Annotated in this window: 23 protein-coding genes and 1 pseudogene; 16 read left to right on the top strand and 8 right to left on the bottom strand. The window is 62.1% G+C overall.

The window, feature by feature from the left end:
* The 6 genes from ntrC to hflX all read left to right on the top strand — a co-directional run.
* On the top strand, positions 1 to 1,212 hold a 1,212-nt coding region (gene ntrC, locus EN932_RS07325; RefSeq protein ID WP_128368774.1), incomplete at its 5' end, for a nitrogen regulation protein NR(I).
* A 129-nt stretch (positions 1,213 to 1,341) separates the two neighbouring features.
* Entirely contained in the window at positions 1,342 to 3,627 is a 2,286-nt protein-coding gene (locus EN932_RS07320) for a PAS domain-containing sensor histidine kinase (RefSeq protein WP_024505196.1), read from the top strand.
* Positions 3,617 to 4,978 (top strand): sigma-54 dependent transcriptional regulator, encoded by a 1,362-nt coding sequence (locus EN932_RS07315; protein WP_013531496.1) that lies wholly within the window; start codon positions 3,617 to 3,619, stop codon positions 4,976 to 4,978. The genes EN932_RS07320 and EN932_RS07315 overlap by 11 nt, the downstream gene beginning before the upstream one ends.
* 94 nt (positions 4,979 to 5,072) lie before the next feature.
* The gene (locus EN932_RS07310) at positions 5,073 to 5,936 is read left to right on the top strand and encodes a D-amino-acid transaminase (protein ID WP_127385359.1); all 864 of its coding nucleotides are present in this window, start codon (positions 5,073 to 5,075) and stop codon (positions 5,934 to 5,936) included.
* A gap of 145 nt (positions 5,937 to 6,081) precedes the next feature.
* Complete coding sequence (gene hfq / locus EN932_RS07305; RefSeq protein ID WP_006202172.1) at positions 6,082 to 6,327, top strand: RNA chaperone Hfq; 246 nt, start codon at positions 6,082 to 6,084, stop codon at positions 6,325 to 6,327.
* On the top strand, positions 6,328 to 7,719 hold the full coding sequence (gene hflX, locus EN932_RS07300) for a GTPase HflX (RefSeq protein WP_127385360.1): 1,392 nt from the start codon (positions 6,328 to 6,330) through the stop codon (positions 7,717 to 7,719).
* Positions 7,720 to 7,781: 62 nt separating this feature from the next.
* Here the strand turns inward: hflX and mazG are convergent, their stop codons facing one another.
* Positions 7,782 to 8,606, bottom strand: a complete 825-nt coding sequence (mazG, locus tag EN932_RS07295; RefSeq protein ID WP_013531500.1) for a nucleoside triphosphate pyrophosphohydrolase — start codon at positions 8,604 to 8,606, stop codon at positions 7,782 to 7,784.
* Between the two features lie 135 nt (positions 8,607 to 8,741).
* Positions 8,742 to 10,217, bottom strand: a complete 1,476-nt coding sequence (locus tag EN932_RS07290; RefSeq protein WP_245465125.1) for a winged helix-turn-helix domain-containing protein — start codon at positions 10,215 to 10,217, stop codon at positions 8,742 to 8,744.
* A 167-nt stretch (positions 10,218 to 10,384) separates the two neighbouring features.
* On the opposite strand from EN932_RS07290, the gene EN932_RS07285 reads away from it, so the two are divergent.
* Entirely contained in the window at positions 10,385 to 10,597 is a 213-nt protein-coding gene (locus tag EN932_RS07285; protein ID WP_127385362.1) for a hypothetical protein, read from the top strand.
* A gap of 47 nt (positions 10,598 to 10,644) precedes the next feature.
* Here the strand turns inward: EN932_RS07285 and EN932_RS07280 are convergent, their stop codons facing one another.
* The 6 genes from EN932_RS07280 to cyoA form a co-directional block, all read right to left on the bottom strand.
* Positions 10,645 to 11,829 carry an amino acid aminotransferase gene (locus EN932_RS07280; RefSeq protein WP_127369022.1) on the bottom strand — a complete coding sequence of 395 codons (1,185 nt, stop codon included), beginning with the start codon at positions 11,827 to 11,829 and terminating at the stop codon, positions 10,645 to 10,647.
* A 244-nt stretch (positions 11,830 to 12,073) separates the two neighbouring features.
* The gene (locus EN932_RS07275) at positions 12,074 to 12,781 is read right to left on the bottom strand and encodes an SURF1 family protein (RefSeq protein ID WP_127369023.1); all 708 of its coding nucleotides are present in this window, start codon (positions 12,779 to 12,781) and stop codon (positions 12,074 to 12,076) included.
* Between the two features lie 96 nt (positions 12,782 to 12,877).
* Positions 12,878 to 13,258, bottom strand: coding sequence for a cytochrome o ubiquinol oxidase subunit IV (gene cyoD / locus EN932_RS07270; RefSeq protein WP_013531503.1), 381 nt, complete (start codon positions 13,256 to 13,258; stop codon positions 12,878 to 12,880).
* Positions 13,255 to 13,881, bottom strand: a complete 627-nt coding sequence (cyoC, locus tag EN932_RS07265; RefSeq protein WP_013531504.1) for a cytochrome o ubiquinol oxidase subunit III — start codon at positions 13,879 to 13,881, stop codon at positions 13,255 to 13,257. Before cyoC ends, cyoD begins: the two co-directional genes overlap by 4 nt.
* 5 nt (positions 13,882 to 13,886) lie before the next feature.
* Positions 13,887 to 15,899, bottom strand: a complete 2,013-nt coding sequence (cyoB, locus tag EN932_RS07260; protein WP_024505201.1) for a cytochrome o ubiquinol oxidase subunit I — start codon at positions 15,897 to 15,899, stop codon at positions 13,887 to 13,889.
* Between the two features lie 15 nt (positions 15,900 to 15,914).
* Complete coding sequence (gene cyoA, locus EN932_RS07255; RefSeq protein WP_027163479.1) at positions 15,915 to 17,084, bottom strand: ubiquinol oxidase subunit II; 1,170 nt, start codon at positions 17,082 to 17,084, stop codon at positions 15,915 to 15,917.
* A gap of 166 nt (positions 17,085 to 17,250) precedes the next feature.
* On the opposite strand from cyoA, the gene EN932_RS07250 reads away from it, so the two are divergent.
* The 9 genes and pseudogenes from EN932_RS07250 to EN932_RS07210 all read left to right on the top strand — a co-directional run.
* A complete protein-coding gene (locus EN932_RS07250; RefSeq protein ID WP_024505203.1) occupies positions 17,251 to 18,564 on the top strand; it encodes an MFS transporter in 1,314 nt (437 codons plus the stop codon).
* Complete coding sequence (locus EN932_RS07245; RefSeq protein ID WP_024505204.1) at positions 18,561 to 19,883, top strand: ATP-binding protein; 1,323 nt, start codon at positions 18,561 to 18,563, stop codon at positions 19,881 to 19,883. The genes EN932_RS07250 and EN932_RS07245 overlap by 4 nt, the downstream gene beginning before the upstream one ends.
* Complete coding sequence (locus EN932_RS07240; protein WP_127385009.1) at positions 19,873 to 20,406, top strand: response regulator transcription factor; 534 nt, start codon at positions 19,873 to 19,875, stop codon at positions 20,404 to 20,406. The genes EN932_RS07245 and EN932_RS07240 overlap by 11 nt, the downstream gene beginning before the upstream one ends.
* A 156-nt stretch (positions 20,407 to 20,562) precedes the next feature.
* Positions 20,563 to 21,078, top strand: coding sequence for a sigma-70 family RNA polymerase sigma factor (locus EN932_RS07235; protein ID WP_174299063.1), 516 nt, complete (start codon positions 20,563 to 20,565; stop codon positions 21,076 to 21,078).
* Entirely contained in the window at positions 21,075 to 21,848 is a 774-nt protein-coding gene (locus tag EN932_RS07230; protein WP_013531511.1) for an anti-sigma factor, read from the top strand. The genes EN932_RS07235 and EN932_RS07230 overlap by 4 nt, the downstream gene beginning before the upstream one ends.
* A 23-nt stretch (positions 21,849 to 21,871) precedes the next feature.
* Positions 21,872 to 22,588, top strand: coding sequence for a Bax inhibitor-1/YccA family protein (locus EN932_RS07225; RefSeq protein ID WP_027163483.1), 717 nt, complete (start codon positions 21,872 to 21,874; stop codon positions 22,586 to 22,588).
* Between the two features lie 175 nt (positions 22,589 to 22,763).
* Entirely contained in the window at positions 22,764 to 23,669 is a 906-nt protein-coding gene (locus EN932_RS07220; RefSeq protein ID WP_127368595.1) for an aldose 1-epimerase family protein, read from the top strand.
* Positions 23,659 to 24,129 carry a hypothetical protein gene (locus EN932_RS07215; RefSeq protein ID WP_127368596.1) on the top strand — a complete coding sequence of 157 codons (471 nt, stop codon included), beginning with the start codon at positions 23,659 to 23,661 and terminating at the stop codon, positions 24,127 to 24,129. Before EN932_RS07220 ends, EN932_RS07215 begins: the two co-directional genes overlap by 11 nt.
* A 50-nt stretch (positions 24,130 to 24,179) precedes the next feature.
* Positions 24,180 to 24,390: pseudogene (locus EN932_RS07210) on the top strand (glutathione S-transferase N-terminal domain-containing protein); the annotation flags it as partial.

Below are 24,390 nucleotides of genomic sequence, written 5' to 3'. Positions count from 1 at the left end.
GCCCAGAACACCTTCATGACGGCGATCCGCGCGTCTGAAACCGGCGCCTATGAGTATCTGCCCAAGCCGTTCGACCTGACCGAACTGCTCAACATCGTCAACCGGGCGCTTTCCGAGCCGCGACGGCCGAAGATCGATGCGCGGCCGGAAGAGCAGCCCGATGCAATGCCGCTGGTCGGCCGTTCGGCCGCCATGCAGGACATCTACCGCATGCTGGCGCGCATGATGCAGACCGACCTGACGGTGATGATCTCGGGCGAATCCGGCACCGGCAAGGAACTGGTGGCGCGCGCGCTGCATGAATATGGCCGCCGCCGTGGCGGCCCGTTTGTCGCCATCAACATGGCGGCGATCCCGCGCGACCTGATCGAATCGGAACTGTTCGGTCACGAGAAGGGCGCCTTCACCGGCGCGCAGAACCGCTCGACCGGGCGCTTCGAGCAAGCTGAAGGCGGCACGCTGTTCCTCGATGAAATCGGCGACATGCCGATGGAAGCGCAGACGCGGCTGCTGCGCGTGCTCCAACAGGGCGAATACACGACGGTTGGCGGACGCACGCCGATCAAGACCGACGTGCGCATCGTCGCCGCCACCAACAAGGATCTGCGCACCCTGATCAACCAGGGGCTTTTTCGCGAGGATCTGTTCTATCGCCTCAACGTGGTGCCGCTCCGGCTGCCCGCGCTGCGTGAGCGCTCCGAGGATGTGCCCGACCTTGTCCGCCACTTCTTCAAGCTCGGCGAAATGGAAGGCCTGCAGACCAAGCGCATTTCTTCCGGCGGCATCGAGTTGATGAAGCGCTATCCCTGGCCGGGCAATGTGCGCGAACTGGAAAACCTGGTTCGCAGGCTCGCCGCGCTCTATTCGCAGGACGAGATTTCCGCCGAGATCATCGAGGCCGAGCTCAAGACCGGCGAACGTCCCGTGGTGCCGGGTGGCGGCAATCTCATTCCCGACGATTTGTCGATCGGCCAGGCGGTCGAGCACTTCCTGCAACGCTATTTCGCCTCGTTTGCCGGCGATTTGCCACCTGCCGGGCTTTATCAACGCATCCTGTCCGAGGTCGAGTTTCCACTCGTCCTGGCCTCGATGACGGCAACCCGCGGCAACCAGATCAAGGCCGCGGAACTGCTTGGTTTGAACCGCAACACGCTGCGCAAGAAGATTCGCGAACTCGGCGTCAACGTCTACAAATCGTCGCGGCAGGGCTGAGCCCTGATCTGAGCCCGCGCTCTTTTCAGGGGATCGGCTCGCGAAAGATTTCCGTCTCGGTCACACTTGTTGCATAATCGCCACAATGCGTTGCATACATCCGACGCAATCATGGCACTAGACGGCGACATGGCCCCGCAGGCACCGACAACAAACCAACCGCTTTTCAGCGAACCCGGCGCTCGTGACGGGCGCCGGCTGCTTGCGCTGCCAGGCGTGATCGCGGTCGTCGGCGCGCTGATGACGGCGGCGATCTCGTTCACCATCCTCGTTGGCGCCACGCCGATCACACCGAACGAGTCGACGACGCTGGCGTTGATTGCCCTCAACGCGGCTTTCGTCCTGATTCTTATCGCGCTGGTCGGGCGTGAGGTGCACCGCATCCTGATGGCGCGCCGGCATGGCAAGGCCGCTTCGCGGCTGCATGTGCGCATTGTCGCCATGTTCGCCCTGGTTGCCGCCATTCCGGCCATCATGGTGGCCATCATCGCGTCGATCACGCTCGACATCGGCCTCGACCGCTGGTTCGAGATCCGCACCAAGACGATCGTCAATTCGTCGCTGTCGATCGCCGACGCCTATGTTCAGGAAAATGCCCGCAACCTGCAGGGTACGACACTGTCCATGGCCTATGATCTCGATGCGTCACGCACACTCTACGGCCTTGATCGTACCGGCTTTCTCGACCTGATGAACAAGGAAGCCGTGGGCCGTTCGCTGGCTCATGCGGCGCTGATCAAACCTGACGGCTCTTTCGTCATGAGCGCCAAGACCGACACGGATTTTGCCATGCCTGAGCCGCCGGAAGGCGCCGTGGCCAGCGCTGCCGACGGCAAGCCGGTGCTGATCGAGCCGAAAACGCGCAACATCATGGGCGCCATCGTCAAGCTGCGCGAGATCGAAGGGCTCTATCTCTATACCATTCGCCTCGTCGATCCCGAGGTCATCAAGGCACGCCAGATCGTCAGGTCCAACACCGACGAATATCGGGGGCTGGAAGACAACCGCCGTACCTCGCAGGTGGCCTTCGCGCTGCCCTATCTGTCGCTGACGCTGATCATCATCCTGTCCGCGATCTGGACCGGCATTGCGGTCGCCGACCGTCTGGTGCGGCCCATTCGCCAGCTCATCGGCGCCGCCGACGAAGTGGCGACCGGCAATCTCGACGTCGCGGTTCCGGTCAGGCCCTCGGACGGCGATGTCGCCTCGCTCGGCGATACGTTCAACAAGATGCTTCTCGAACTGAAATCGCAGCGCAACGAGATCCTGTCGGCCAAGGACCTGATCGACGAGAGGCGACGCTTCTCCGAAGCCGTGCTTGCCGGCGTTACCGCCGGCGTCATCGGCGTCGATCCCTACGGCATCGTTACCATCGTCAATCGCTCGGCCGAAGCGATGCTGGCCATATCCGCCAGCGCAGCCCTTGGGCAGAACCTTTCCGCCGTGCTGCCGCATGTCGGCCGCGTCTTCGAAATCGGCCGCAAGTCCGGCAAACCCGTCTATCGCGAGCAGGTGACCTTCTACCGCGCCGGCGCCGAGCGGACCTTCAACGTTCAGATCACCATCGAGGCCGGCGATGACGGCTCGGAGGAAAAGTCCTATGTCGTGACGGTTGACGACATCACCGACCTGGTCCAGGCGCAGCGCTCGTCGGCTTGGGCGGATGTGGCGCGGCGTATCGCCCACGAGATCAAGAACCCGCTGACGCCGATCCAGCTCTCGGCCGAACGCATCAAGCGCCGCTATGGCAAGGTGATTACCGAGGACCGCGAGGTTTTCGACCAGTGCACCGACACCATCATCCGGCAGGTCGAGGATATCGGCCGCATGGTCGACGAATTCTCGGCTTTCGCGCGCATGCCGAAGCCCGAGATGAAGGCCATAGATCTGCGCGAATCGCTGCGCGAGGCCTCGTTCCTGGTCGAGGTCAGCCGCGCCGACATCACTTTCGAGCGGATCTTCGGCAGCGAGCCGCTGAAGGGCACGTTCGACAGCCGGCTGATGGCGCAGGCTTTCGGCAATGTGATCAAGAACGCTGCCGAAGCCATCGACGGATTGGAACAGAAGGACGGTTCGCACGGCATAATCCGGATTCAGGCCGGGCGCCAGAATGGTGTGATTCGAATCGACGTCATCGACAATGGCAAAGGCCTGCCGCGCGAGAATCGCCAACGGCTGCTCGAGCCCTACATGACCACACGCGAGAAGGGCACCGGACTTGGCCTCGCTATCGTCAAGAAGATCGTGGAGGACCATGGTGGCAGGCTGGAACTACACGATGCTCCTGCGGACTTCCACGATGGGCGCGGCGCGATGATCAGCATCATCCTGCCGCCTGCGGCCGCAACGGCTCCGCGCGGCGAAAGCAGGGCGGAAAACGAAAGAGAAACTGAAAAGGTCGGTAATGGCGTCTGATATTCTCATCGTCGATGACGAGGAAGACATCCGTGAACTCGTCGCGGGCATACTGAGCGACGAAGGTCACGAAACCCGCACGGCATTCGATGCCGACAGCGCGCTCGCTGCTATAGCTGATCGCGCGCCGCGGCTGATTTTCCTCGATATCTGGCTGCAGGGCTCGCGCCTGGACGGGCTGGCGCTGCTCGACGAGATCAAGACCATGCATCCGACCTTGCCGGTGGTGATGATTTCCGGCCACGGCAACATCGAAACGGCGGTCTCCGCCATCCGTCGCGGCGCCTATGACTTCATCGAAAAACCGTTCAAGGCCGACAGGCTGATCCTTATTGCCGAGCGTGCGCTCGAGACCTCGAAATTGCGGCGCGAGGTTTCCGACCTCAAGCTGCGCAGCGGCGAAACCTTCGATCTGATCGGCATGTCGTCGGCGATGAGCCAGTTGCGTCAGACCATCGAACGCGTCGCGCCGACCAACAGCCGCGTGATGATCATCGGCCCGTCTGGCTCGGGCAAGGAACTGGCCGCGCGCGCCATCCACACGCTGTCGGCGCGCAAGGGCGCGCCTTTCGTGACGCTGAGCGCCGCCAACATCACGCCCGAGCGTATGGAGATCGAACTGTTCGGCACCGAATCGAATGGCGTCGAGCGCAAGGTCGGCGCGCTCGAGGAGGCCCATCGCGGCATCCTCTACATCGACGAGGTGGCCGACATGCCGCGCGAGACGCAGAACAAGATCCTGCGCGTGCTGGTCGAACAACAGTTCGAGCGGGTAGGGGGAACCAAGCGGGTCAAGGTCGATGTCCGCATCATCTCCTCGACCTCGCAGAACCTCGAAGCGATGATTGCCGACGGTCGTTTCCGCGAGGATCTTTACCATCGCCTGGCGGTGGTTCCGGTCATCGTCCCGGGACTGGCCGAGCGGCGAGAGGATATTCCCTACCTCGTCGACAACTTCATGAAGCAGATCGCCCGCCAGGCCGGCATCAAGCCGCGCCGTATCGGCGACGATGCGCTGGCCGTTCTGCAGGCTCACAACTGGCCAGGCAACGTTCGCCAGCTGCGCAACAATGTCGAGCGCCTGATGATCCTGGCGCGCGGCGACGACGTCGATGCGCCGATCACCGCTGATCTGTTGCCGGCCGAGATCGGCGATGTCATGCCGCGCACGCCGAATCAATCCGACCAGCACATCATGGCGCTGCCGTTGCGCGAAGCGCGTGAGCAGTTCGAGAAGGACTACCTGATCGCCCAGATCAACCGGTTCGGCGGCAACATCTCGAAGACCGCCGAGTTCATCGGCATGGAGCGCTCCGCTCTGCATCGCAAGCTGAAGTCCCTGGGCGTCTGAGCGCGTCCAGCCGCCGCGCGTGGTCCAACCATTTGCCGGTTACGCCCGCGGTGGAATCGCATAAGAAAGCCCGAGAATTTCTGAGGGGTCGCCAATGCCGCGCATTGCCTATGTCAACGGGCGCTATGTCACGCACGCCGACGCTGCCGTGCATATCGAGGATCGCGGCTATCAGTTCGCCGACGGTGTCTATGAGGTCTGCGAAGTGGCGCGTGGCTTCATCGTCGACATGCCGCGCCACCTGGCCCGGCTGAACCGTTCGCTGACCGAATTGTCGATCGCCTGGCCGGTCACCTCTCACGTGCTGCCGCTCATTCTGCGTGAGGTGGTCAATCGCAACCACGTCGCCAATGGCCTGGTCTACGTGCAGGTGACGCGCGGCGTGGCCAGCCGCGACTTTGTCTTCCCTTCCGCAGACACCAAGCCGGCCCTGGTGGTCACCGCCAGGAAGGCCGACCCCGCAGCCGGAGCAAAGCGAGCCGAGACCGGCATCGCGGTCATCACCGTGCCGGAGAACCGCTGGGACCGCGTCGACATCAAGACCGTCGGGCTGCTGCCCAATGTATTGGCCAAGCAGAAGGCAAAGGAAGCCGGTGCGCAGGAAGCCTGGTTCGTCGACGATGAAGGCAACGTAAAAGAAGGCGGCTCGTCCAATGCCTGGATCGTCACCCGGGACGGCGTCCTGGTCACCAGGCCGGCCGAGCATGGCATCCTGCGCGGCATCACCCGCACGACCATGTTCGAAGTGGCGGCCAAGCTTGGCCTGAAGATCGAGGAGCGCGGCTTTTCCGTCGCCGAGGCCAAGACGGCACGCGAGGCGTTCATCAGTTCCGCAACGACGATCGCCATGCCGGTGGTGGCCATCGATGGCGACACGGTCGCCAATGGGCACCCCGGCTCAATAACACTTTCGTTGCGGCAAGCCTTTTTTGACATTGCGGAAAAAAGTCCAGCCTGATAACCGCACAGGTGGAATGAACATCAATATATCTCGTTCTGCTTGTCGTTACTGACGACAAGACGGTGTTTGCGAGCTTGACATGCGCCCGTTAATTTGGCGCATTGGCTTGCAAACCGAAGGGGATCGGCGAAAGACAAGAACAATGGCGGAACGATCGCAAAACCTTCAGGACCTGTTCCTGAATTCAGTTCGCAAGAGCAAGAACCCGCTCACCATCTTCCTCATCAACGGCGTGAAGCTGACCGGCGTGGTCACTTCGTTCGACAATTTCTGTGTGCTGCTGCGCCGCGATGGTCACTCCCAGCTCGTCTACAAGCACGCCATTTCCACGATCATGCCGAGCCAGCCGGTTCAGATGTTCGATGGCGAGGAAAGCCAGGGCGCCTGATTGGCACGTGAGAAAGACGCGGACGCCACCGTTCGCGGGAAACCAGCGCATCACCCCGGGACTGAGGCCAAGGGCCCGACCCGGGCCGTGGTCATTGTGCCCGTCCTTACCCGCCACCAGCGCAACGACGACGAGACCAACCGCCCGCGGCTGATGCGTTCGGCTGATGCGCGTCACGACGAGGCCGTTGGCCTTGCCCGCGCCATCAACCTTGATCTGATTCACACCGCGGTGGTGACCGTCAACGATCCGCGCCCGGCGACGCTGCTCGGCAGCGGCAAGGTCGCCGAGTTCGCGGAAATCGTCAAAGAGGGACTTGCGGAAGTGGTCGTCGTCGACCATCCGCTGACCCCTGTGCAGCAGCGCAATCTCGAGAAAGAGCTGAACGCCAAGGTGCTGGACCGCACCGGGCTGATCCTCGAGATATTCGGCGAGCGTGCACGCACCAAGGAAGGCACGCTGCAGGTCGAGCTCGCCCATCTCAACTACCAGAAGGGCCGCCTCGTGCGCAGCTGGACCCATTTGGAGCGTCAGCGCGGCGGCGCCGGATTCCTTGGGGGCCCCGGCGAAACACAGATCGAATCCGACCGGCGGCAGTTGCAGGAAAAGATCATCAAGCTGAAGCAGGAGCTGGAAACGGTGCGGCGCACGCGCGACCTGCACCGCGCCAAGCGCAGGAAGGTGCCGTTCCCGGTGGTGGCGATCGTCGGCTACACCAATGCCGGGAAGTCGACGCTGTTCAACCGGCTGACCGGGGCGGATGTGCTGGCACAGGACATGCTGTTCGCCACGCTCGACCCGACGCTGCGCCGCGTGCGCCTGCCACATGGCACGCCGATCATCCTCTCCGACACGGTCGGCTTCATTTCGGACCTGCCGACACATCTGATCGCGGCTTTCCGCGCCACCCTGGAAGAGGTGGTCGAGGCCGACCTCGTGCTTCATCTGCGCGACATTTCCGATCCGGACACGGCCGCCCAGGCCGAGGATGTCGAGCGTATCCTTGCAGATCTTGGCGTTGACGCTGGTGATGCCAAGCGGGTGATCGAAGTGTGGAACAAGATCGACCGGCTCGACGAAGGCAACCGGACCCGGCTGCTTGCAGACGGCGCCGATGCCAACAAGGCGCCGCCGATTGCGGTGTCGGCGGTGACCGGCGAGGGCATCGATGGGCTGAAGGCGATCATCGAAACGCGGATGGCGGGCGAACTCGAAGACCTCACCGTGACGATCGAGCCGGCACAGTTCGGCCTTGTCGACTGGCTTTACCGCAATGGCGATGTGGTTTCGCGAAGCGACAATGACGACGGCAGCGCCACCATCTCGCTGAAGGCCACGCAAAGCGCGCGCGAAGAGATCGAAAACAGATTGCGTCGTAAAAACAACGGATAATCCGGAGCAGTTCCAGGAAAAGTGTATAGCGGTTTCCGTCGGGAGTTGCCCGAAAAGAGAGACTACTTCGCGGTCTTTGCTTCCTGCCAGAGCGCTTCCATCTCGGCCAGATCAGCCTTGTCCAGCGTGTTGCCGGCTTTCTCCAAAGCCTGCTCGACATAATGGAAACGTGAGCGGAATTTCTCGTTGGTGCCGCTCAGCGCTGCTTCCGAATCGAGCTTGAGGTGGCGACCGAGATTGACGACGGCAAACAGCATGTCGCCGAACTCGTCCTTGATCGAGGCGGTGTCGCCCTTGGCCAGCGCCTCGCGCAATTCGCCGATCTCTTCCTCGATCTTGTCGAGGATGGGCGCTGCCTCGCTCCAGTCGAAGCCGACGCGGGCGGCCTTCTCCTGAAGTTTCAGCGCCCGGGTCAGCGCGGGCAGGGCGACCGGCACGCTGTCCAGAAACCCCTTGCCATTGTCTTCGGGATCGAGACCGCGCGCGAGGCGGGCGCTTCGTTTCTCTGCCTTCTCTTCTGCCTTGATCTTTTCCCACATGCCCTTGGCCATGCCGGCGCTGCGGGCCTTTTCGTCGCCGAAGACATGCGGATGGCGTCGGATCATTTTCGTCGTGATGGCTTGCACCACATCGGGGAAGGCAAACTCGCCGGCCTCCTCGGCCATTTGCGCGTGGTAGACGACCTGCAGCAGCAGATCGCCGAGTTCGTCGCGCAGATCGTCGAGGTCGCCGCGCGCGATGGCATCCGCGACCTCATAGGCCTCTTCGATCGTGTAGGGCGCGATGGTCGAGAAATCCTGTTCGATATCCCAGGGACAGCCGGTCTTCGGCGCCCGCAGCGCCGCCATGATCTCGATCAGGCGCGAAATGTCTTTCGATGGCGTCATAGGGCTGATGCTATCCCGCGACCGGCCGCTCTGCCAACGCTGTCAGTTGGCAAGGGGAGATTGTCCACAGGGGGCAGCTCTGCGAAGGTCAGCTGACCAGAGCCTGGACTTCTCGCCGCCGGGCTGTAGTGAAACTTATCCTTCGTTATCAACTCCTTCGTTATCAACGCGCTGCAGGATCGCGCGGTAACGGCTGCACACTGCGGGATCGGCATAGAAGTCCACTTCCGTATCAATGATCTCGTCAAGGCTTAGTCCAAGGTAATGCGCCTTGACTTTTGCCAGGACGTCTTGCGCTTGCTTGATTTCGCCGAGTTCGGAATGGCAGACGACAAGACGAACGAGCGACCACGGAGGTACAGTCGCCATTTTCGCGTAGCAGGCAGTTGCCTCGCGATACCGCCCAGCCGTCGTCAGTATGACGCCACGGAAGTCATCATACCATCCCACAGCGTACGGGTCGCGGCGCTGGGCTTCGTTTATTTCGCTAAGCCCTTCCTCGGGCCTGTCCGTGTGATTGAGGAAAATAGCGCGGATACTAAGAATGAACGGATCGTTCGGATTGAGCGCAACCGCCCGGTCGAGGCTGATTTCAGCTTGCCTGAATTGGCGCAAATACAAGTGAGCGAAGCCGGTGGCGAGATGCCCATAGGCCTCGTCGGGGTCAAGGCCCAATGCGGTTCTTGCGATCTCCAGTCCGGAATGCAAATGACCGGGATTGTTGTAGTCCCAATAGTACTTGAAGGACTCCACAAAGCTGAGCATGGCGTGGGCGGCAGCAAACCGGGGATCGAGGCTCACCGCCCGGCGCAGAAAGGGTTCTGCTTCGAGCACCGTATCATAGACGGCTGCAAGTTGTAGCGCCCGCAAGTAAAACTCATAAGCCGACATATTGTTGGTCGGCCGGGACCTGGCGCGCGATGCAATCGCTGTTCTGGTCTGTCGTGCCAGACGCGCCGCAATCATCTGGGTGATTTCGTCCTGGATGGCGAAAATGTCGTCGAGTTCGCGGTCGTAGTGTTCGCCCCAGATATGGGCCATCAAGACGGCGTCTGTCAGCTGCACGGTGATGCGAACCCGGTTGCCAATCTTTCGGACGCTACCGTCGACGACATACTGCACGCCAAGTTTCTTTGCCACCTCGGCCACGTCATTGGCCTTGCCTCGGAACTGGAAGGAGGAATTCCGCGCAATGACTAGGAACTCCCTGAACTTGCCGAGCCCGGCGATGATGTCTTCTGTAATCCCGTCGCTGAAATAGTCCTGCTCCGGGTCCCCGCTCATGTTGTGGAAGGGTAGAACGGCAATTGATGGCCTGGTCGGCGCCGCAGCTTCTGCTGTAGCCCCGAAGGGCCTAGGGCCAGCATATTTATAGCCACGGCCATGCACGGTTACGATCATTTCGGCGGGCAGCAGTTTTCGTAGCGCCGAAATGTGGACCTGCAGCGTGTTCTCCTCCACCACCAGGCCGGGCCAGACCGCATCGAAAAGTTCGGTCTTGCTGACCACCTCATCCGGCCTGTCGAGCAACATGGCGAGGATGTCGAAGGAACGGGCCGAAAGCTCCACCGGACCTTTCGGCCCCAGCAACTGCCGTTCGGCGCGTTTCAAACGATAGTTCCCAAACTCCAAGTCCATCGGCAAAGAACCCGTCCTCGCGGGCAAGATAATCCAAGATGACCCTGAAGGCGAACTTCAGGGCCGTTCAGGACTCTTCAGGTCCGGGCCAAGGATTTGAACGGGAACCGGTGTCACTCTCCCCGTCACAGGAGGACACCATGACTGACATGCCCACCCCCATCACCACCCGCCGCCTTAACCTGTCGAAGCCCAGCTTTGCGTGGCTCCAAATCGGCGCATCGCTTGCCGCCATGTCCGGCTTTGTGGGAGATGCACTCAAGATGGCATTCGTGGACCCTTACACGAGTCTCCGTCGCCAGCCGGAGGTCGTCCCGGAGGATGATCTTGAGGGTCGGGATCCCACTTGGTGATCTGCTCAAGAGACGGAAAACCGTTTCACACTTTGCCTGGAATTGCTCTAGTCGAGCACCGAGACGATCGCTTTGGCGAGGTCGTCCATGCCGTCCTCGGGCAGGCCGGCGACATTGATGCGGCTGTCGCCGACCATGTAGACGCCGTGCTCGGCGCGCAGCCGTTCGACTTGCGCTTCGGTGAGGCCAAGGCGGGAGAACATGCCGCGATGGCTGGCGACGAAATCGAAGCGGTCGGAATTGGATTGCCGGCGCAGGGCTTCGGCGAACTGGACGCGAAGCCTGAGCATACGCAGCCGCATTTCTTCGAGTTCAGTCTCCCAGTCCGCACGCAAGGCGGCGTCCTCCAGCACGATGCGTACGGCTGCTGCCCCGTGGTCCGGCGGCATCGAATACATGGCGCGCGCCGCCGACAGCATCTGGCTCATCGCCACATCTGCCTGTGCGCCGTCCTTGGCCAGGATCATTGCTGCGCCGACGCGGTCGCGGTAGACGGCGAAATTCTTCGAGCAGCTCGAGGCGACGACCATTTCCGGAACTTTCGCCGCCAGCAGGCGCAAGCCGAGGGCGTCGGCCTCAAGGCCATCGCCAAAGCCCTGATAAGCGATGTCGACGAACGGCAGCAGCGCGCGCTCGACGACCAGATCGGTAACGGCTGCCCACTGTGCCGCATCCAGATTGGCGCCGGTTGGGTTGTGGCAGCAGCCATGCAGCAGCACGACGTCGCCGCTCTTTGCGGTCCGCAGGGCCGCCAGCATGTCGTCGAAGCGAACAGCACCCGACGCGGCGTCGAAATACGGGTATTCACGGATCTGCAGGCCGGCGGCGCGCATCACCGGCATGTGGTTCGGCCAGGTCGGGTCCGACAGCCAGATGGTTGCGTCCGAACGCGTCCGCTTCAGCAATTCCGCCACCAGCCGCAGCGCGCCGGAGCCGCCAGGCGCCTGTGCGGCGCGGATGCGCGTCATGTCGGCGCCCGGACCGAAGGCGAGCTTGGCCATCACCGTGTTGAAGCCGGTATCGCCGGCAAGGCCGAGATAGGTCTTGGTGTCCTGGGCCTGCAGCAGGCGCTTTTCCGCCTCGCGCACGGCGCGCATAACCGGCGTCTTGCCGTCGCGGTCCTTGTAGACGCCGACGCCGAGGTCGACTTTGTCGGGGCGCGGGTCGGCGCGATAAAGGCCGATCAGAGCCAGGATCTTGTCGGCGGGGGCGGGCTGCAGGGTCTCAAACATCGATAGGGCTCCAATGGCGGCGGAGTGATACGCAAATCGGTCGCGTTTCGCCAGCGGTTTTAGCTAGGTGCTCCAGCCCGAGACGGCTGGGAAGCCTGCCCTGCGCGCTCATGGATGAGGGTTTGACGGGAAACCTATTGATGCGCGTCGGAAATGACCAGCCGGCACGAGCAGAGCGATCACGCATCCTCTGCGCCGGCATGAGCGCTTCCGTGCGTAATTTCGGCCTTGCCTCGGCCAGCGGTCAGCCCCCGCCGGGCCTGTCTTTCACAGCCTGCCGCAACAGACAGGCGACCGCGCCCAGCACCATCAAGGCCAGCCCGAACCATGTCAGGGCATAGACCAGATGGTTGTTGTGGAACGAAACGACCGTCAGGCCGCCGACCGGCCACCCTCCCGGATTGGGCGTGGCATCGGCATCGATGAAATAAGGAGCGACCTGCCCGACGCCTTGCTTGGCGGCGATCGCCTGTACATCGCGCGAATACCAGCGGTTGGCAGCCGGATCGTTGGTGCGCAGGAAGCCGCCTTTCGGTTCGCTGATGCGCAACAGGCCGTGAATTCCGGTATGATCGTCCGAGGGCTTGCCTGCGAGGCGGGTTGCCGGATCGCGCTTGTCCGTCGGCACGAAGCCCCTGTTCACCAGAATCGTGAAGCCATCATCCGCTCGGAACGGCGCCATTACCCAGAAGCCACCGCCGAGATCGGTGACCGCCTGGACCAGGGTCTCGCGATCACCGAGAAACCGGCCCGTGACGACGAGGCGGCGATACTCGTCATCCCTGGCGTTGATCGCTGGCCAGGCCGAAGGCGCCGGGGCGGACACCGGTACTGCCTTGAGACGCTGATCGACACGCTCGATCAGGTCGAGCTTCCAGACGCGGCGCTCCAGCTGCCAGATACCGAGCGCCGAGAACCCTGCGATGCCGATGGCTCCGCAAAGGCAAAGCATCAATAGCGTCCATCTCGAACGCCTAACCCTTTGGCCGTCGCCTGTAGTCGGATGCGGTGTCGTCCGCGCCTGTTCGTCCAAAGCCAGGTCCCTCTCTCAGGGTATCTGACTCATGTCATGGCCGGGCATCATGTTGACGTTCAGATGGTACATGACCCAGAGCGAGCCCGTCAGCGCGATCATCACCAGGATGAGGGTGAAGATCAGCGCCATCATGGTCCAGCCGCTCTCCGACCTGGTGTTCATATGCAGGAAGAACACCATGTGGACGATGATTTGCACGACGGCGAAGGCCATGATGGCAATCGCCGACGCCATCTGATTGCCGAGCGCGTTGGTCATGACCAGCCAGAAGGGAACGGCGGTCAGCACGACGGACAGGCCGAAGCCTGTCAGATAGCCGGCCAGCGAGCCGTGATTGACGCCGTGATGCGCGTGGCTGTGGTTGCTGGTGTCTGTTTGGTGCCCGGCGCTCATCGCAACATTCCCATCAGATAAACGAAGGTGAAGACGCCGATCCAGATGACGTCGAGGAAGTGCCAGAACATGCTCAGGCACATCAGGCGCCGCTGGTTCGCGGCGATCAGCCCATGCCTGGAGACCTGCACCATCAGCACCACCAGCCAGACCAGGCCGAAGGTGACGTGCAGGCCGTGCGTTCCGACCAGCGTGAAGAACGACGAAAGAAAGCCGCTGCGCTGCGGCGTCGCCCCCTCGTGGATGAAATGGGCGAATTCGTAGAGTTCGATGCCGAGAAAGGCGAGGCCGAACAGGCCGGTGATCACCAGCCACACCTGCATCGGCCTCACTCGCCCTTTCGCCATCTCCAGCATCGCGAAGCCGTAGGTGATGGAGGACAGGAGCAGCATGGTGGTGTTGAGCGCGACCAGCGGAAGATCGAACAGGTCCTTCGGCGCAGGCCCGGCGGCGTAGTTGCCACCGAGCACGCCGTAGACTGCAAACAGCATCGCAAAGATGAGGCAGTCGCTCATCAGGTAGATCCAGAAGCCGAGCATGGTGCTGCTGCCGCTCTCGGCATGGCCGTGGTCGTCTTCCAGGTGGAAGATCGTGTCGTCGATCACCGTGTCGGCGTGTGCCATGGTGCTCATCCCGCCTGGCTGGTGGCTGCGAGCAGGCGTGTCCGCTCGTCCTCGACGCGGGTGACGTCGCTGGACGGAATGTGGAAGTCCCGGTCGTAATTGAAGGTATGCGCGATGGCGTAGCCGATCAGAGCAACGAAGCTCACGATCGCCAGCCACCAGATGTACCAGATGAGCGCCACGGCAAGCACCACGCTCAACCCAGCCAGAATGACGCCGGCTCCGGTGTTGCGCGGCATGTGGATGTCGTGGAAGCCCGTCAACGGACGCTGGTAACCGCGATTCTTCATGTCCGCCCAGGTGTCGAGATCGTGGACGACCGGCGTAAAGGCGAAATTGTAGGCCGGGGGCGGCGACGAGGTTGCCCATTCGAGTGTACGCCCGTCCCACGGATCACCGGTGTCGTCGCGAAGCTGCTCGCGCCGGCGCACGCTGACGAAGATCTGGATGAGGAAGGACAGGATACCAAGCAGGATCAGGAAGGCGCCAAAAGCGGCGATGATGAACCAGATCTGCAGCGAGGGATCCTCGAAGGTGCGTAGCCGGCGCGTTACGCCCATCAGGCCGAGGATGTACAGCGGCATGAAGGCGAACCAGAAGCCGACCACCCAGAACCAGAAGGACATCTTTCCCCAGAACGGATCGAGCCGGAAGCCGAATGCCTTGGGGAACCAGTAGCTGATACCGGCAAACAGGCCGAACAGCACGCCGCCGATGATGACGTTGTGGAAATGCGCGACCAGGAACAGGCTGTTGTGGAGCACGAAGTCGGCCGGCGGAACCGCGAGCAGCACGCCGGTCATGCCGCCGACGGTGAAGGTCAGCATGAAGGCGACTGTCCACATCATCGGCAGTTCGAAGCGGATGCGGCCGCGGTACATGGTGAACAGCCAGTTGAATATCTTGGCGCCTGTCGGGATCGAAATGATCATCGTGGTGATGCCGAAGAACGAGTTGACGCTCGCTCCCGACCCCATGGTGAAAAAGTGATGCAGCCAGACGAGATAGGACAGGATGGTGATGACGATGGTTGCGTAGACCATCGAGGTGTAGCCAAAGAGCCGCTTGCCGCAGAAGGCCGAGGTCACTTCGGAAAATATGCCGAAGGCCGGCAGGATCAGGATGTAGACCTCGGGGTGGCCCCAGATCCAGATCAGGTTCACGTACATCATCGGATTGCCGCCGAAGTCGTTCGTGAAGAAGTTGGTGCCGACATAGCGGTCGAGAGCCAGCAGGGCCAGCACCGCCGTCAGCACCGGGAAGGCGGCGACGATGAGCACATTTGTGCAGAGCGCGGTCCAGGTGAAGATCGGCATTCTCATCATGGTCATGCCAGGCGCGCGCATCTTGACGATGGTGCAGACCAGGTTCACGCCCGACAACAGCGTGCCGACGCCCGCCACTTGCAGCGCCCAGATATAATAATCGACACCGACATCGGGACTGTAGCCGATACCCGACAGCGGCGGGTAGGCGAGCCAGCCGGTGCGCGCGAATTCGCCGACGAACAGCGACATCATGACGATGACCGCGCCGCCGACCGTCATCCAGAAGCTGAAATTGTTGAGGAACGGAAACGACACGTCGCGCGCGCCGATCTGCAGCGGGACGACGAAATTCATCAGGCCCGTCACCAGCGGCATCGCCACGAAGAAGATCATGATGACGCCGTGCGCGGTGAAGATCTGGTCATAATGATGCGAATTGAGATAGCCTTCCGAACCGCCGAAGGCCATCGCCTGCTGGAGCCGCATCATGATGGCGTCGCTGAAGCCGCGCAGCAGCATGACGATGCCGAGCACCATGTACATCACACCGATGCGCTTGTGGTCGACGCTGGTGAACCATTCGCGCCACAGATAGCCCCAGAGCTTGAAATAGGTCAGCGCGCCGACGAGGGCGATGCCGCCCAGCGCGACGACTATGAAGGTCGCGACCACGATGGGCTCGTGCAGCGGCAGCGACTCGAGCGTAAGCCGGCCGAAGATCGCCTTGAGAAGAGCAGGATTGTCGAACATGTCTTGCGTGGCGCCTCAGGAGTTGAAGGGCGACCGAAGCGTGCCGGTTGCGGAAGGTGACGGCAGTCGGATCGACAGGGGCAGTGGCCGTTGCAGACCAGCGCCGACTATCGGCGTCGAGGTCATCGGCGTGGCGGATTGATCAGCCTTCGAAGCGGCCAGTGCTTCTTCGGTCGTGCATATGCTGGCGACATAGGATGGGGCAGGGCCGAATATCGTGCCGCGCCGGGCGAACTTGTCGTACAGCAGCGGAAGGGTGTTGCGGATGCCGGCCATCCCCAGACCGCCCTTGGCATCGATCTGCGACATCTCGCTCATGCACATCTTGCCGGGCTCGACGCACATATTGAGGATCGCCTTGTAGAGATCGCTATCCACCGCCGCATAGTGGCGCACGGGTTGGTTCTCGCTGGGCTGTTCGAGCTCCAGGTAGCCGTTTCGGTCGAGCTTGCCGCCGCTGTCCTTTGCCTTCGCGATCCATGCCTGGAAACCGGCATCGTCGAGGCCGTGGAACGCGAAGCGCATTCCCGAGAAGCCGGCGCCGCTGTAATTGGCAGAGAACCCTTCATAGTCGCCGGACTTGTTGATGACGGCGTGCAGCCTGGTTTCCATACCCGGCATCGCATAGATCTGGCCGGCCAGTGCTGGAATGTAGAAGGAGTTCATCACCGATGCGGAGGTAATGCGAAAGCTGATCGGCCGGTCGACCGGCGCAGCCAGTTCGTTGACCACGGCGACGCCGTATTCCGGATAGATGAACAGCCATTTCCAGTCGAGCGCGACGACTTCGACCTCAAGCGGGCGCACGTCCGGCGGCAGCGGCTTGCCGGCCGCTACACGTCCGATCGGACGATAGGGGTCGAGCAGGTGGGTGCCCATCCAGGTCACTGCGCCCAGGCAGATGATGATCAGAAGCGGCACAGCCCAAATGACGAGTTCGAGATGGGTCGAGTGGTCCCAATCCGGCTCGTAGCGCGCCTCGCGGTTGGACTGGCGGTATCGCCAGGCAAAGAATATGGTGAGAGCCATCACCGGTATGATGACGATCAGCATCAGTGCCGTGGACACCATCAGCAGGTCACGCTGCTGCTCGGCGACGTCGCCGGCAGGGTTCAGGACGACCATGCTGCAGGAGCCGAGCGATGCCAGCAGGGGCAGCAGGAAAAGGGTACGGAGACGGCTCAATGTATGACCTGTCGGTTGTTCCCCCCAGTGCTAACCGTACCGCGGCGATGAAGGCATTGGACAATTTGTCCAATGCCGCAATGACGCGGCAGGCGTCATCAAAGCATCTGGCCCGCGCACATGGCAAGCGATCGTATGAGACCGCGGCGGGGCGACGGAGAATGCTGTGAGCCCAACTTCGAAGATCGAAGCCGACGCAAGACGGATCAATGCGCGGCATCATGAGGTGAAGCCCGGCGAAATCGCCGTTGGCGTCATCATCGGCAGGACGTCGGAATTCTTCGACTTCTTCGTCTACGCGATCGCTTCCGTCATCGTTTTCCCCAAGCTCGTATTTCCATATGCCGACCCGTTGACCGGCACGCTCTACTCCTTCGCCATCTTCGCGCTTGCCTTCATCGCGCGGCCGATCGGGACGGCGATCTTCACCGCGCTCGACCGCGCCTACGGACGTAGCGCCAAGCTCACCATCGCGCTGTTCCTGCTGGGGACCTCGACCGTGTCGATCGCCTTCGTGCCCGGTTACGACCAGATCGGCCCGGCTTCGGCCTGGCTGCTGGCCATGTTCCGGATCGGTCAGGGACTGGCGCTGGGCGGGACATGGGACGGACTTGCCTCGCTGCTGGCGTTGAATGCCCCCGAAAAGCGTCGCGGCTGGTATGCGATGATCCCGCAGCTGGGCGCGCCACTCGGGCTCATCGTCGCCAGTGCCCTGTTTGCATATTTCGTCGGCAACCTGTCGGCTGAAGACTTCTTCAGCTGGGGTTGGCGCTACCCGTTCTTCGTCGCCTTCGCCATCAACGTCGTCGCCCTGTTCGCGCGGCTGCGCATCGTGGTGACGCCGGAATACACCAAACTGTTCGAAGGCCAGGAACTGGAGCCGACTTCCGTCCGCGAGACGTTGCGCGCCGAAGGGCGCACTGTCGTGCTCGGCGCTTTCGCGCCGCTGGCGAGCTTCGCCCTGTTCCACATGGTGACGGTGTTTCCTCTGTCCTGGATCTTCCTGTTCACGCGCGAGGGACCGGCACGGTTCCTGGTCATCGAGACGATCGGAGCCTTCTTCGGCCTGGCGGCAATCGCGATCTCGGGCGTCGTTGCCGACCGGGTCGGGCGCTGGCCCTTGCTTGGAGGCTCGGCGGTGGCCATTGCCGTGTTCAGCGGTTTCGCGCCACAGCTGCTCGATGGCGGCTTCGTCGGAGAGTCCGTCTTCATGGTGTTGGGCTTCGTCCTGCTCGGCCTGTCGTTCGGCCAGTCTTCGGGAGCACTCGCCTCGAATTTTTCAAAGAACTACCGCTATACAGGTGCTGCGCTGACCTCGGATCTCGCCTGGCTGTTCGGCGCCGGCTTCGCCCCCATTGTCGCCCTGTTCCTGTCCGCCCATTTCGGGCTGATCTCGTCAGGCGCCTATCTGCTGTCGGGAGCGCTATGCACGCTGCTGGCGCTGCGGCTCAACCAGCGCCTGGATCGGACTCCCGCTTGAGTGACCTGCTTGGCCAGGGCTGGGGACCTCCCGGCCCAATGACGCTGCACGACAAGACCAACAAGCAGAATTTTCTGCTTCTGATCCAACTGCGCTGGATCGCGGTCGGCGGTCAGATCGTGACGATCCTGTTCGTCCGCTACGCGCTTGGCATCGGGCTGCCGCTGGTGCCGATGGCAGTGGTGATCCTGCTGCTGATCGCTCTCAACGTCGCCAGCCTGCGCCGGCACAGCAGCCAGGACGCGATCACCAACACCGAGCTGTTTCTTGGACTGCTGCTCGACGTCACCGCGTTGACGGTCCAGCTTTACCTGAGCGGCGGCGCGTCCAATCCCTTCATTTCGCTTTACCTGCTCCAGGTCATCCTGGGCGCGGTACTGCTGGAGACATGGTCGGTCTGGGCGCTTGTCCTCATTGCAAGCACGTGCTTCATCGCGCTGACCACCTTCTACCGTGAGATCAGCCTGCCCGCCGCACACGGTGCCGGGCTGTTCAGCCTGCACATTCAGGGCATGTTCATCTGTTTCGTCCTGGCGGCAACGCTTCTGGTGCTGTTCATCACCAGGGTCCAGAACAACATTCGCACCCGCGACGCTCATCTTGCGGATTTGCGCCAGCAATCGGCGGAGGAGGCTCACATCGTCAGGATGGGCCTGCTCGCCTCTGGCGCCGCGCATGAGCTAGGCACGCCGCTGGCTACGCTTTCCGTCATCCTCAACGACTGGCAGCGCATGCCGGTTCTCGAGGCCGATCCGGATCTGGCGCAGGAAATCCGGGAGATGCAGGGCCAGTTGGACCGTTGCAAGAAGATCGTTTCGGGAATCCTGATGTCGTCGGGCGAATTGCGCGGCGAAGGCACGGTTCGCACCTCCGTCGATGCCTTTCTGGCGGAGCTGGTGGCCGAATGGAAGTCGACACGGCTGCCGCAAGGTTTCGAATACACCAGGCGTTTCGGCGCCAACCAGGAGATCGTCTCCGATCCCGCGCTCAAACAGGTGATGTTCAATGTACTGGACAACGCACTTGAAGCGTCGCCTCTATGGGTCGGTTTGATCGTCAGCCGCCACGCGAACGATCTCATCATCGAAGTTGTCGACGCGGGACGGGGATTTGAAGAAACCATGCTTGCTGAATTCGGCAAGCCCTACACGTCGACCAAGAACCGGCCAGGTAGCGGGCTCGGCCTGTTTCTGGTCGTCAATGTCATCCGCAAGCTGGGGGGTAGCGTCACCGTAAGAAACAGAACCGAAGGGGGAGCTTCGGTTACGTTGCATCTGCCGCTGGCTGCTCTGTCTCCGCGAGGGCACAATGCCGACTAAACGCACGCTGCTGATCGTCGAGGACGACATCGCCTTTGCCAACGCACTGCGCCGGTCTTTCGAACGGCGTGATTACGAAACGCATAGCTGCCGGAGCGTCGACGGCGTGCAGGCGCTGATCGGCACCGTTGCCTTCCAATATGCCGTCATCGATCTCAAGCTTGCCAGCGGCTCGGGCCTTGAGTGCGTCAGGGCGCTGCACGAACACGATCCTGAAATGCGGATCGTCGTGTTGACCGGCTTTGCCAGCATCGCCACCGCTGTCGAGGCGATCAAGCTCGGCGCCTGCCAGTATCTCGCCAAGCCCGCCAATACAGACGACATTGAAGCGGCTTTCGGCCAGGTCGAGGGCAATGTTTCGGTGCCGCTCGCCGAGCGGCCAACCTCGATAAAGAACCTCGAATGGGAGCGCATCCACGAGACGCTGGTGGAGGCCGACTTCAACATTTCCGAGACGGCACGACGGCTGGGCATGCACCGCCGGACGCTGGCGCGGAAGCTGGAGAAGAGGCGTGTGAAGTAGGCACGATCCACCGGGCATGGCACATCGTGGCGATGCCGATGATAAGATTGATGCCGGCAACAATCGTTGCATTCGAACGATGTCCTCCAAAGGAAAAATTGGCAGGGCAGGGATTAAAATCCCCACATGCTCCGTAAACAGGACATGAAACCGCCGATGCCACGCTTTGACATCATAGGACAGCTCGGTTCGCTGCGCCGCTATGCGCGCTCGCTGACGCGCGACAGCACCGACGCCGAGGACCTTGTCCATGACGCGCTGGTGCGCGCTTATGAGCGGCGCAGCACCTTCCGCTCCGGCGGAAACCTGCGCGCGTGGCTGCTGTCGATCGTCCACAACACCTTCATCGACAGGATGCGGGCCCGCAAGTCCGAGGCGTCGCGCGTCGAACAGGCTGGATACCTGGCCGACGGCAGCACGCCGGCACCACAGGAACATTCGGTGCGCCTGGCGCAGGTGCGCCAGGCTTTTTTCAGCCTGCCGGAAGAACAGCGTTCAGCGCTGCACCTCGTCGCTATCGAAGGCCTCTCCTACCAGCAGGCCGCCGATGCCAGCGGCGTGCCGCTCGGCACGCTGATGTCGCGCATCGGCAGGGCGCGCGCCGCACTGCGCGAGATGGAGGAGCCGGCGAAGGCAAAAAACCACCTCAGGATCGTTGGAGGCCCTTCATGACCGCAACTGTCGATCCCGTGACGGATATCGACCTCGACGCCTATGTCGACGACCAGATCGACGTCACCCGCCGCATCGAGGTGGAGGCATTCTTGTCCGCTCGCCCGGAGGCGGCGGCGCGCGTGATGTCGGATCTCAGGACCCGCGATGAACTGCGCGTGGCGCTTGCCGGCTCCAAAGGCATGGCACGGCCCGCGACCGCCGATGCCGCGCGGCGGCTGGAGAGGGGGCTTGCCCGCGGCCGCATCTTCGGTGTGCTGCAGCGCGCCGCGGTGGTTGCTGTCTTCGTCGCCGCCGGGTGGCTGGCGAACGGTATCATCGGGCCGATGTCGGTGACCAAGGTCGTCGCCTCGCCGCAGCCGCCCGCCTATGTCGACGACGCAGTGCGGGCCCACAGGACCACGCTGGTGCGCGAGAGCATGCCGTCGCAGCCCGAGGCGCCCAATTACAACGCCGGCGAGATTCGCGCCGCGACCGCCATCGTCATGCCGTCGCTGCCCAAGGATTGGAAGGTCCGCGACGTGCAGATCTATCCGTCCCGCTTTGGTCCGAGCGTCGAGATGGCGGTCGAGACGAAAGACATGGGGCTGGTGTCGCTGTTTGCGATCCGGCCTGGAACCTTCGACGTTGTCAAGCCGACGATCGCGCCCTCGGGCGACATTTCATCGGCCTATTTCCAGATCGGCGATGTGGCTTATGCGGTGGTCGGACGAAGCGAGGTCCACGACCTCGACCGCGCCGCAGAGACGCTCGCCAAGACGCTCTACTGATCGATCCACAAAGGAGAACGCAAATGAACACCCCCAATCTGGGATATCGCGTCGGCGCCGGCGCCCAAACCGGAGCCGTCTTCGACGAGGGCCTGCGCCAGCATATGCTGCGCGTCTACAACTACATGGGTGTCGGCCTGGTGGTCACCGGCCTCGTCGCCTTCATGATCTCGTCGACGCCGGCGCTCTACGTGCCGATCTTCTCCAGCCCGCTGAAATGGGTGGTGATGCTGGCACCGCTCGCCTTCGTCATGCTGTTCTCGTTCAAGATGCAGACCATGTCCGCGGCGAGTGCCCAGGCGATGTTCTGGGCCTTCTGCGCGGTCATGGGCCTCTCGCTCGCCTCCGTGTTCCTGGTGTTCACCGGAACCAGCATCGCGCGCACCTTCTTCATCGCAGCCACCATGTTCGGCGCCACCAGCCTGTACGGCTACACGACAAAGCGCGACCTGACCCAGTTCTCGTCGTTCCTGATCATGGGCCTGATCGGCGTGGTGATCGCCAGCATCGTCAACATCTTCCTCGGCTCGACCGCGCTGCAGTTCGCCATCTCGGTGATCGGCATCGCCGTGTTCATCGGCCTGACCGCCTGGGACACGCAGACGATCAAGGAACAGTATGCCGAGAATTTCGACGCGGAATCGCGCCAGAAACTTGCCGTCTTCGGCGCCTTCTCGCTCTATCTGAACTTCATCAACATCTTCCAGCTGCTGCTGAATTTCACCGGCGAACGCGAATAACGACTATCCGCTGTGGGCAAGAGCGAGGGTTATTGCTCTTGATGCGGAGAGGTGGCCGGAGGGAGATCCTCCGGCCACAATTCGTTCCTGCAGAACCAGGCTGCACCTTGAGTCCCGAAGCGCTTTTGCTAGTCTGCCCACCGCGCCGGCCTTCAACAACAACCCGCGAGGAAATGTGGCACAGGACAGCCAAACGCTTCATGGCGACGGTATCTCGGCGACCATCGTTGCGCAGGGCGCCGAACTGATTTCGCTGCAAGATGCGCACGGATTCGAATTCCTGTGGCAGGCGGGGCCGGAATGGCGGCGTCACTCGCCGGTGCTGTTCCCGATCGTAGGGCGGCTGGCGGGCGATCATCTGCGCCATCGCGGCCGGACCTATCCAATGACGCAGCACGGGTTCGCGCGCGACAAGCCGTTTGCCTGGGCGCGGAAGGGGCCGCGATCCTGCACGCTGGTGCTCACCGACGATGTCGACACCCGGGCGCGCTATCCGTTCGCCTTTCGGCTTGAAGTGACCTACACGCTGGTCCGCCAGCAGCTTGATGTGACTTTCGACATCACCAACACTGGTGATGAGCTCCTGCCGGCATCGATCGGGGCGCACCCGGCATTCAATTGGCCCTTGCAGCCGGATCAGGCCAAGACGGACTACCGGCTGATCTTTGCCGATGATGAGCCGGCGCCGATCCGCCGCCTTAAGGACGGACTGCTGCTGAAAACGCCACAGCCGACGCCTGTCGAAGGCAACATACTCCCGCTCTCCGAGCGGTTGTTCGACGAGGACGCGGTGATCATGGACCAGCCCGCAAGCTCCAGCGTGCGTTATGCCGCCGAGCGTGGCCCGGCGATCGAGATGTCCTGGCAAGGGGTTCGGGAGTTGGGCGTCTGGTCAAAGCCGGGCGGCGCGCCGTTCCTGTGCATCGAACCCTGGCACGGCCTTGCAAGCCCGGTGGATTTCGATGGTGATTTTGTCGACAAACCAGGCCTGATGCTGATCGCGCCGGGTGCAAGTCGCGTGATGAGCTATCAGGTACGTCTGCTGCCAATAGCCAATTGGAGTGCGCTCAGTGAATTCTGAAACGATCGAGATCTACCATCCACGTGGTGTTTCAAATTTGGGCCAATGGGACATTGGTGGTCTCAAGCTCAAAGTCTATGGTCTCGTCGCAGACAACAAAAAGATCGACGAACCCATGGCGACTCTGGCGCAGTCATTCGTGCGACAGGAGGTTCTGCCGCGTGTGGCGGACGAGGGTGACGAGAATGGCATGGGCTTTGTGATCATTCATCCTGGTGAGCTCGGTGTGTCCATCTTAGCTCACTGGTGGATACAGGGTTCGGTGCTTTGTCAGCACATCTATCGGAAGCTGTATTCCGCAACCGAACCGATGGACACGGTTAAGAGACCTGTTATTGCCTGTGTTCGGGAATTGGCTCTGATGAATGCCGAGCAGGAAGCTTGGCGAAAAACGATGATGAAAGGCGAGCCCAATCCATTGGGATACATGGGCGCTTGGGCTGACTTCGAAGCTGCATAGAGGCTGCTCATGATCGACTATTGCGTGGTCGCCCAGATCGTCGGTGCCCAATGAAGCTGTACTTCAGCCGCAATCCCAATCCTCGATTGGCGGTCGCGGTCGCACGCTATCTCGAAACGAAACTGGACTTCGAATTCGCCTCGCCATTCGCTGCCGGGCAAATGGAGAAATTTCGCCGGTTAAATCCCAACCTCTCACTGCCCATCCTTGTGGATGATGAGGGAAAGAGCCTCTGGGAGGCAGACGCCATAGCCTGCAGGC

Source organism: Mesorhizobium sp. M7A.F.Ca.US.002.01.1.1 (assembly GCF_004022955.1).
Lineage (GTDB): Bacteria > Pseudomonadota > Alphaproteobacteria > Rhizobiales > Rhizobiaceae > Mesorhizobium > Mesorhizobium ciceri.
The sequence above is the reverse complement of the archived record's forward strand: the minus strand, read 5'-3'. Positions and strand labels throughout refer to the sequence as shown.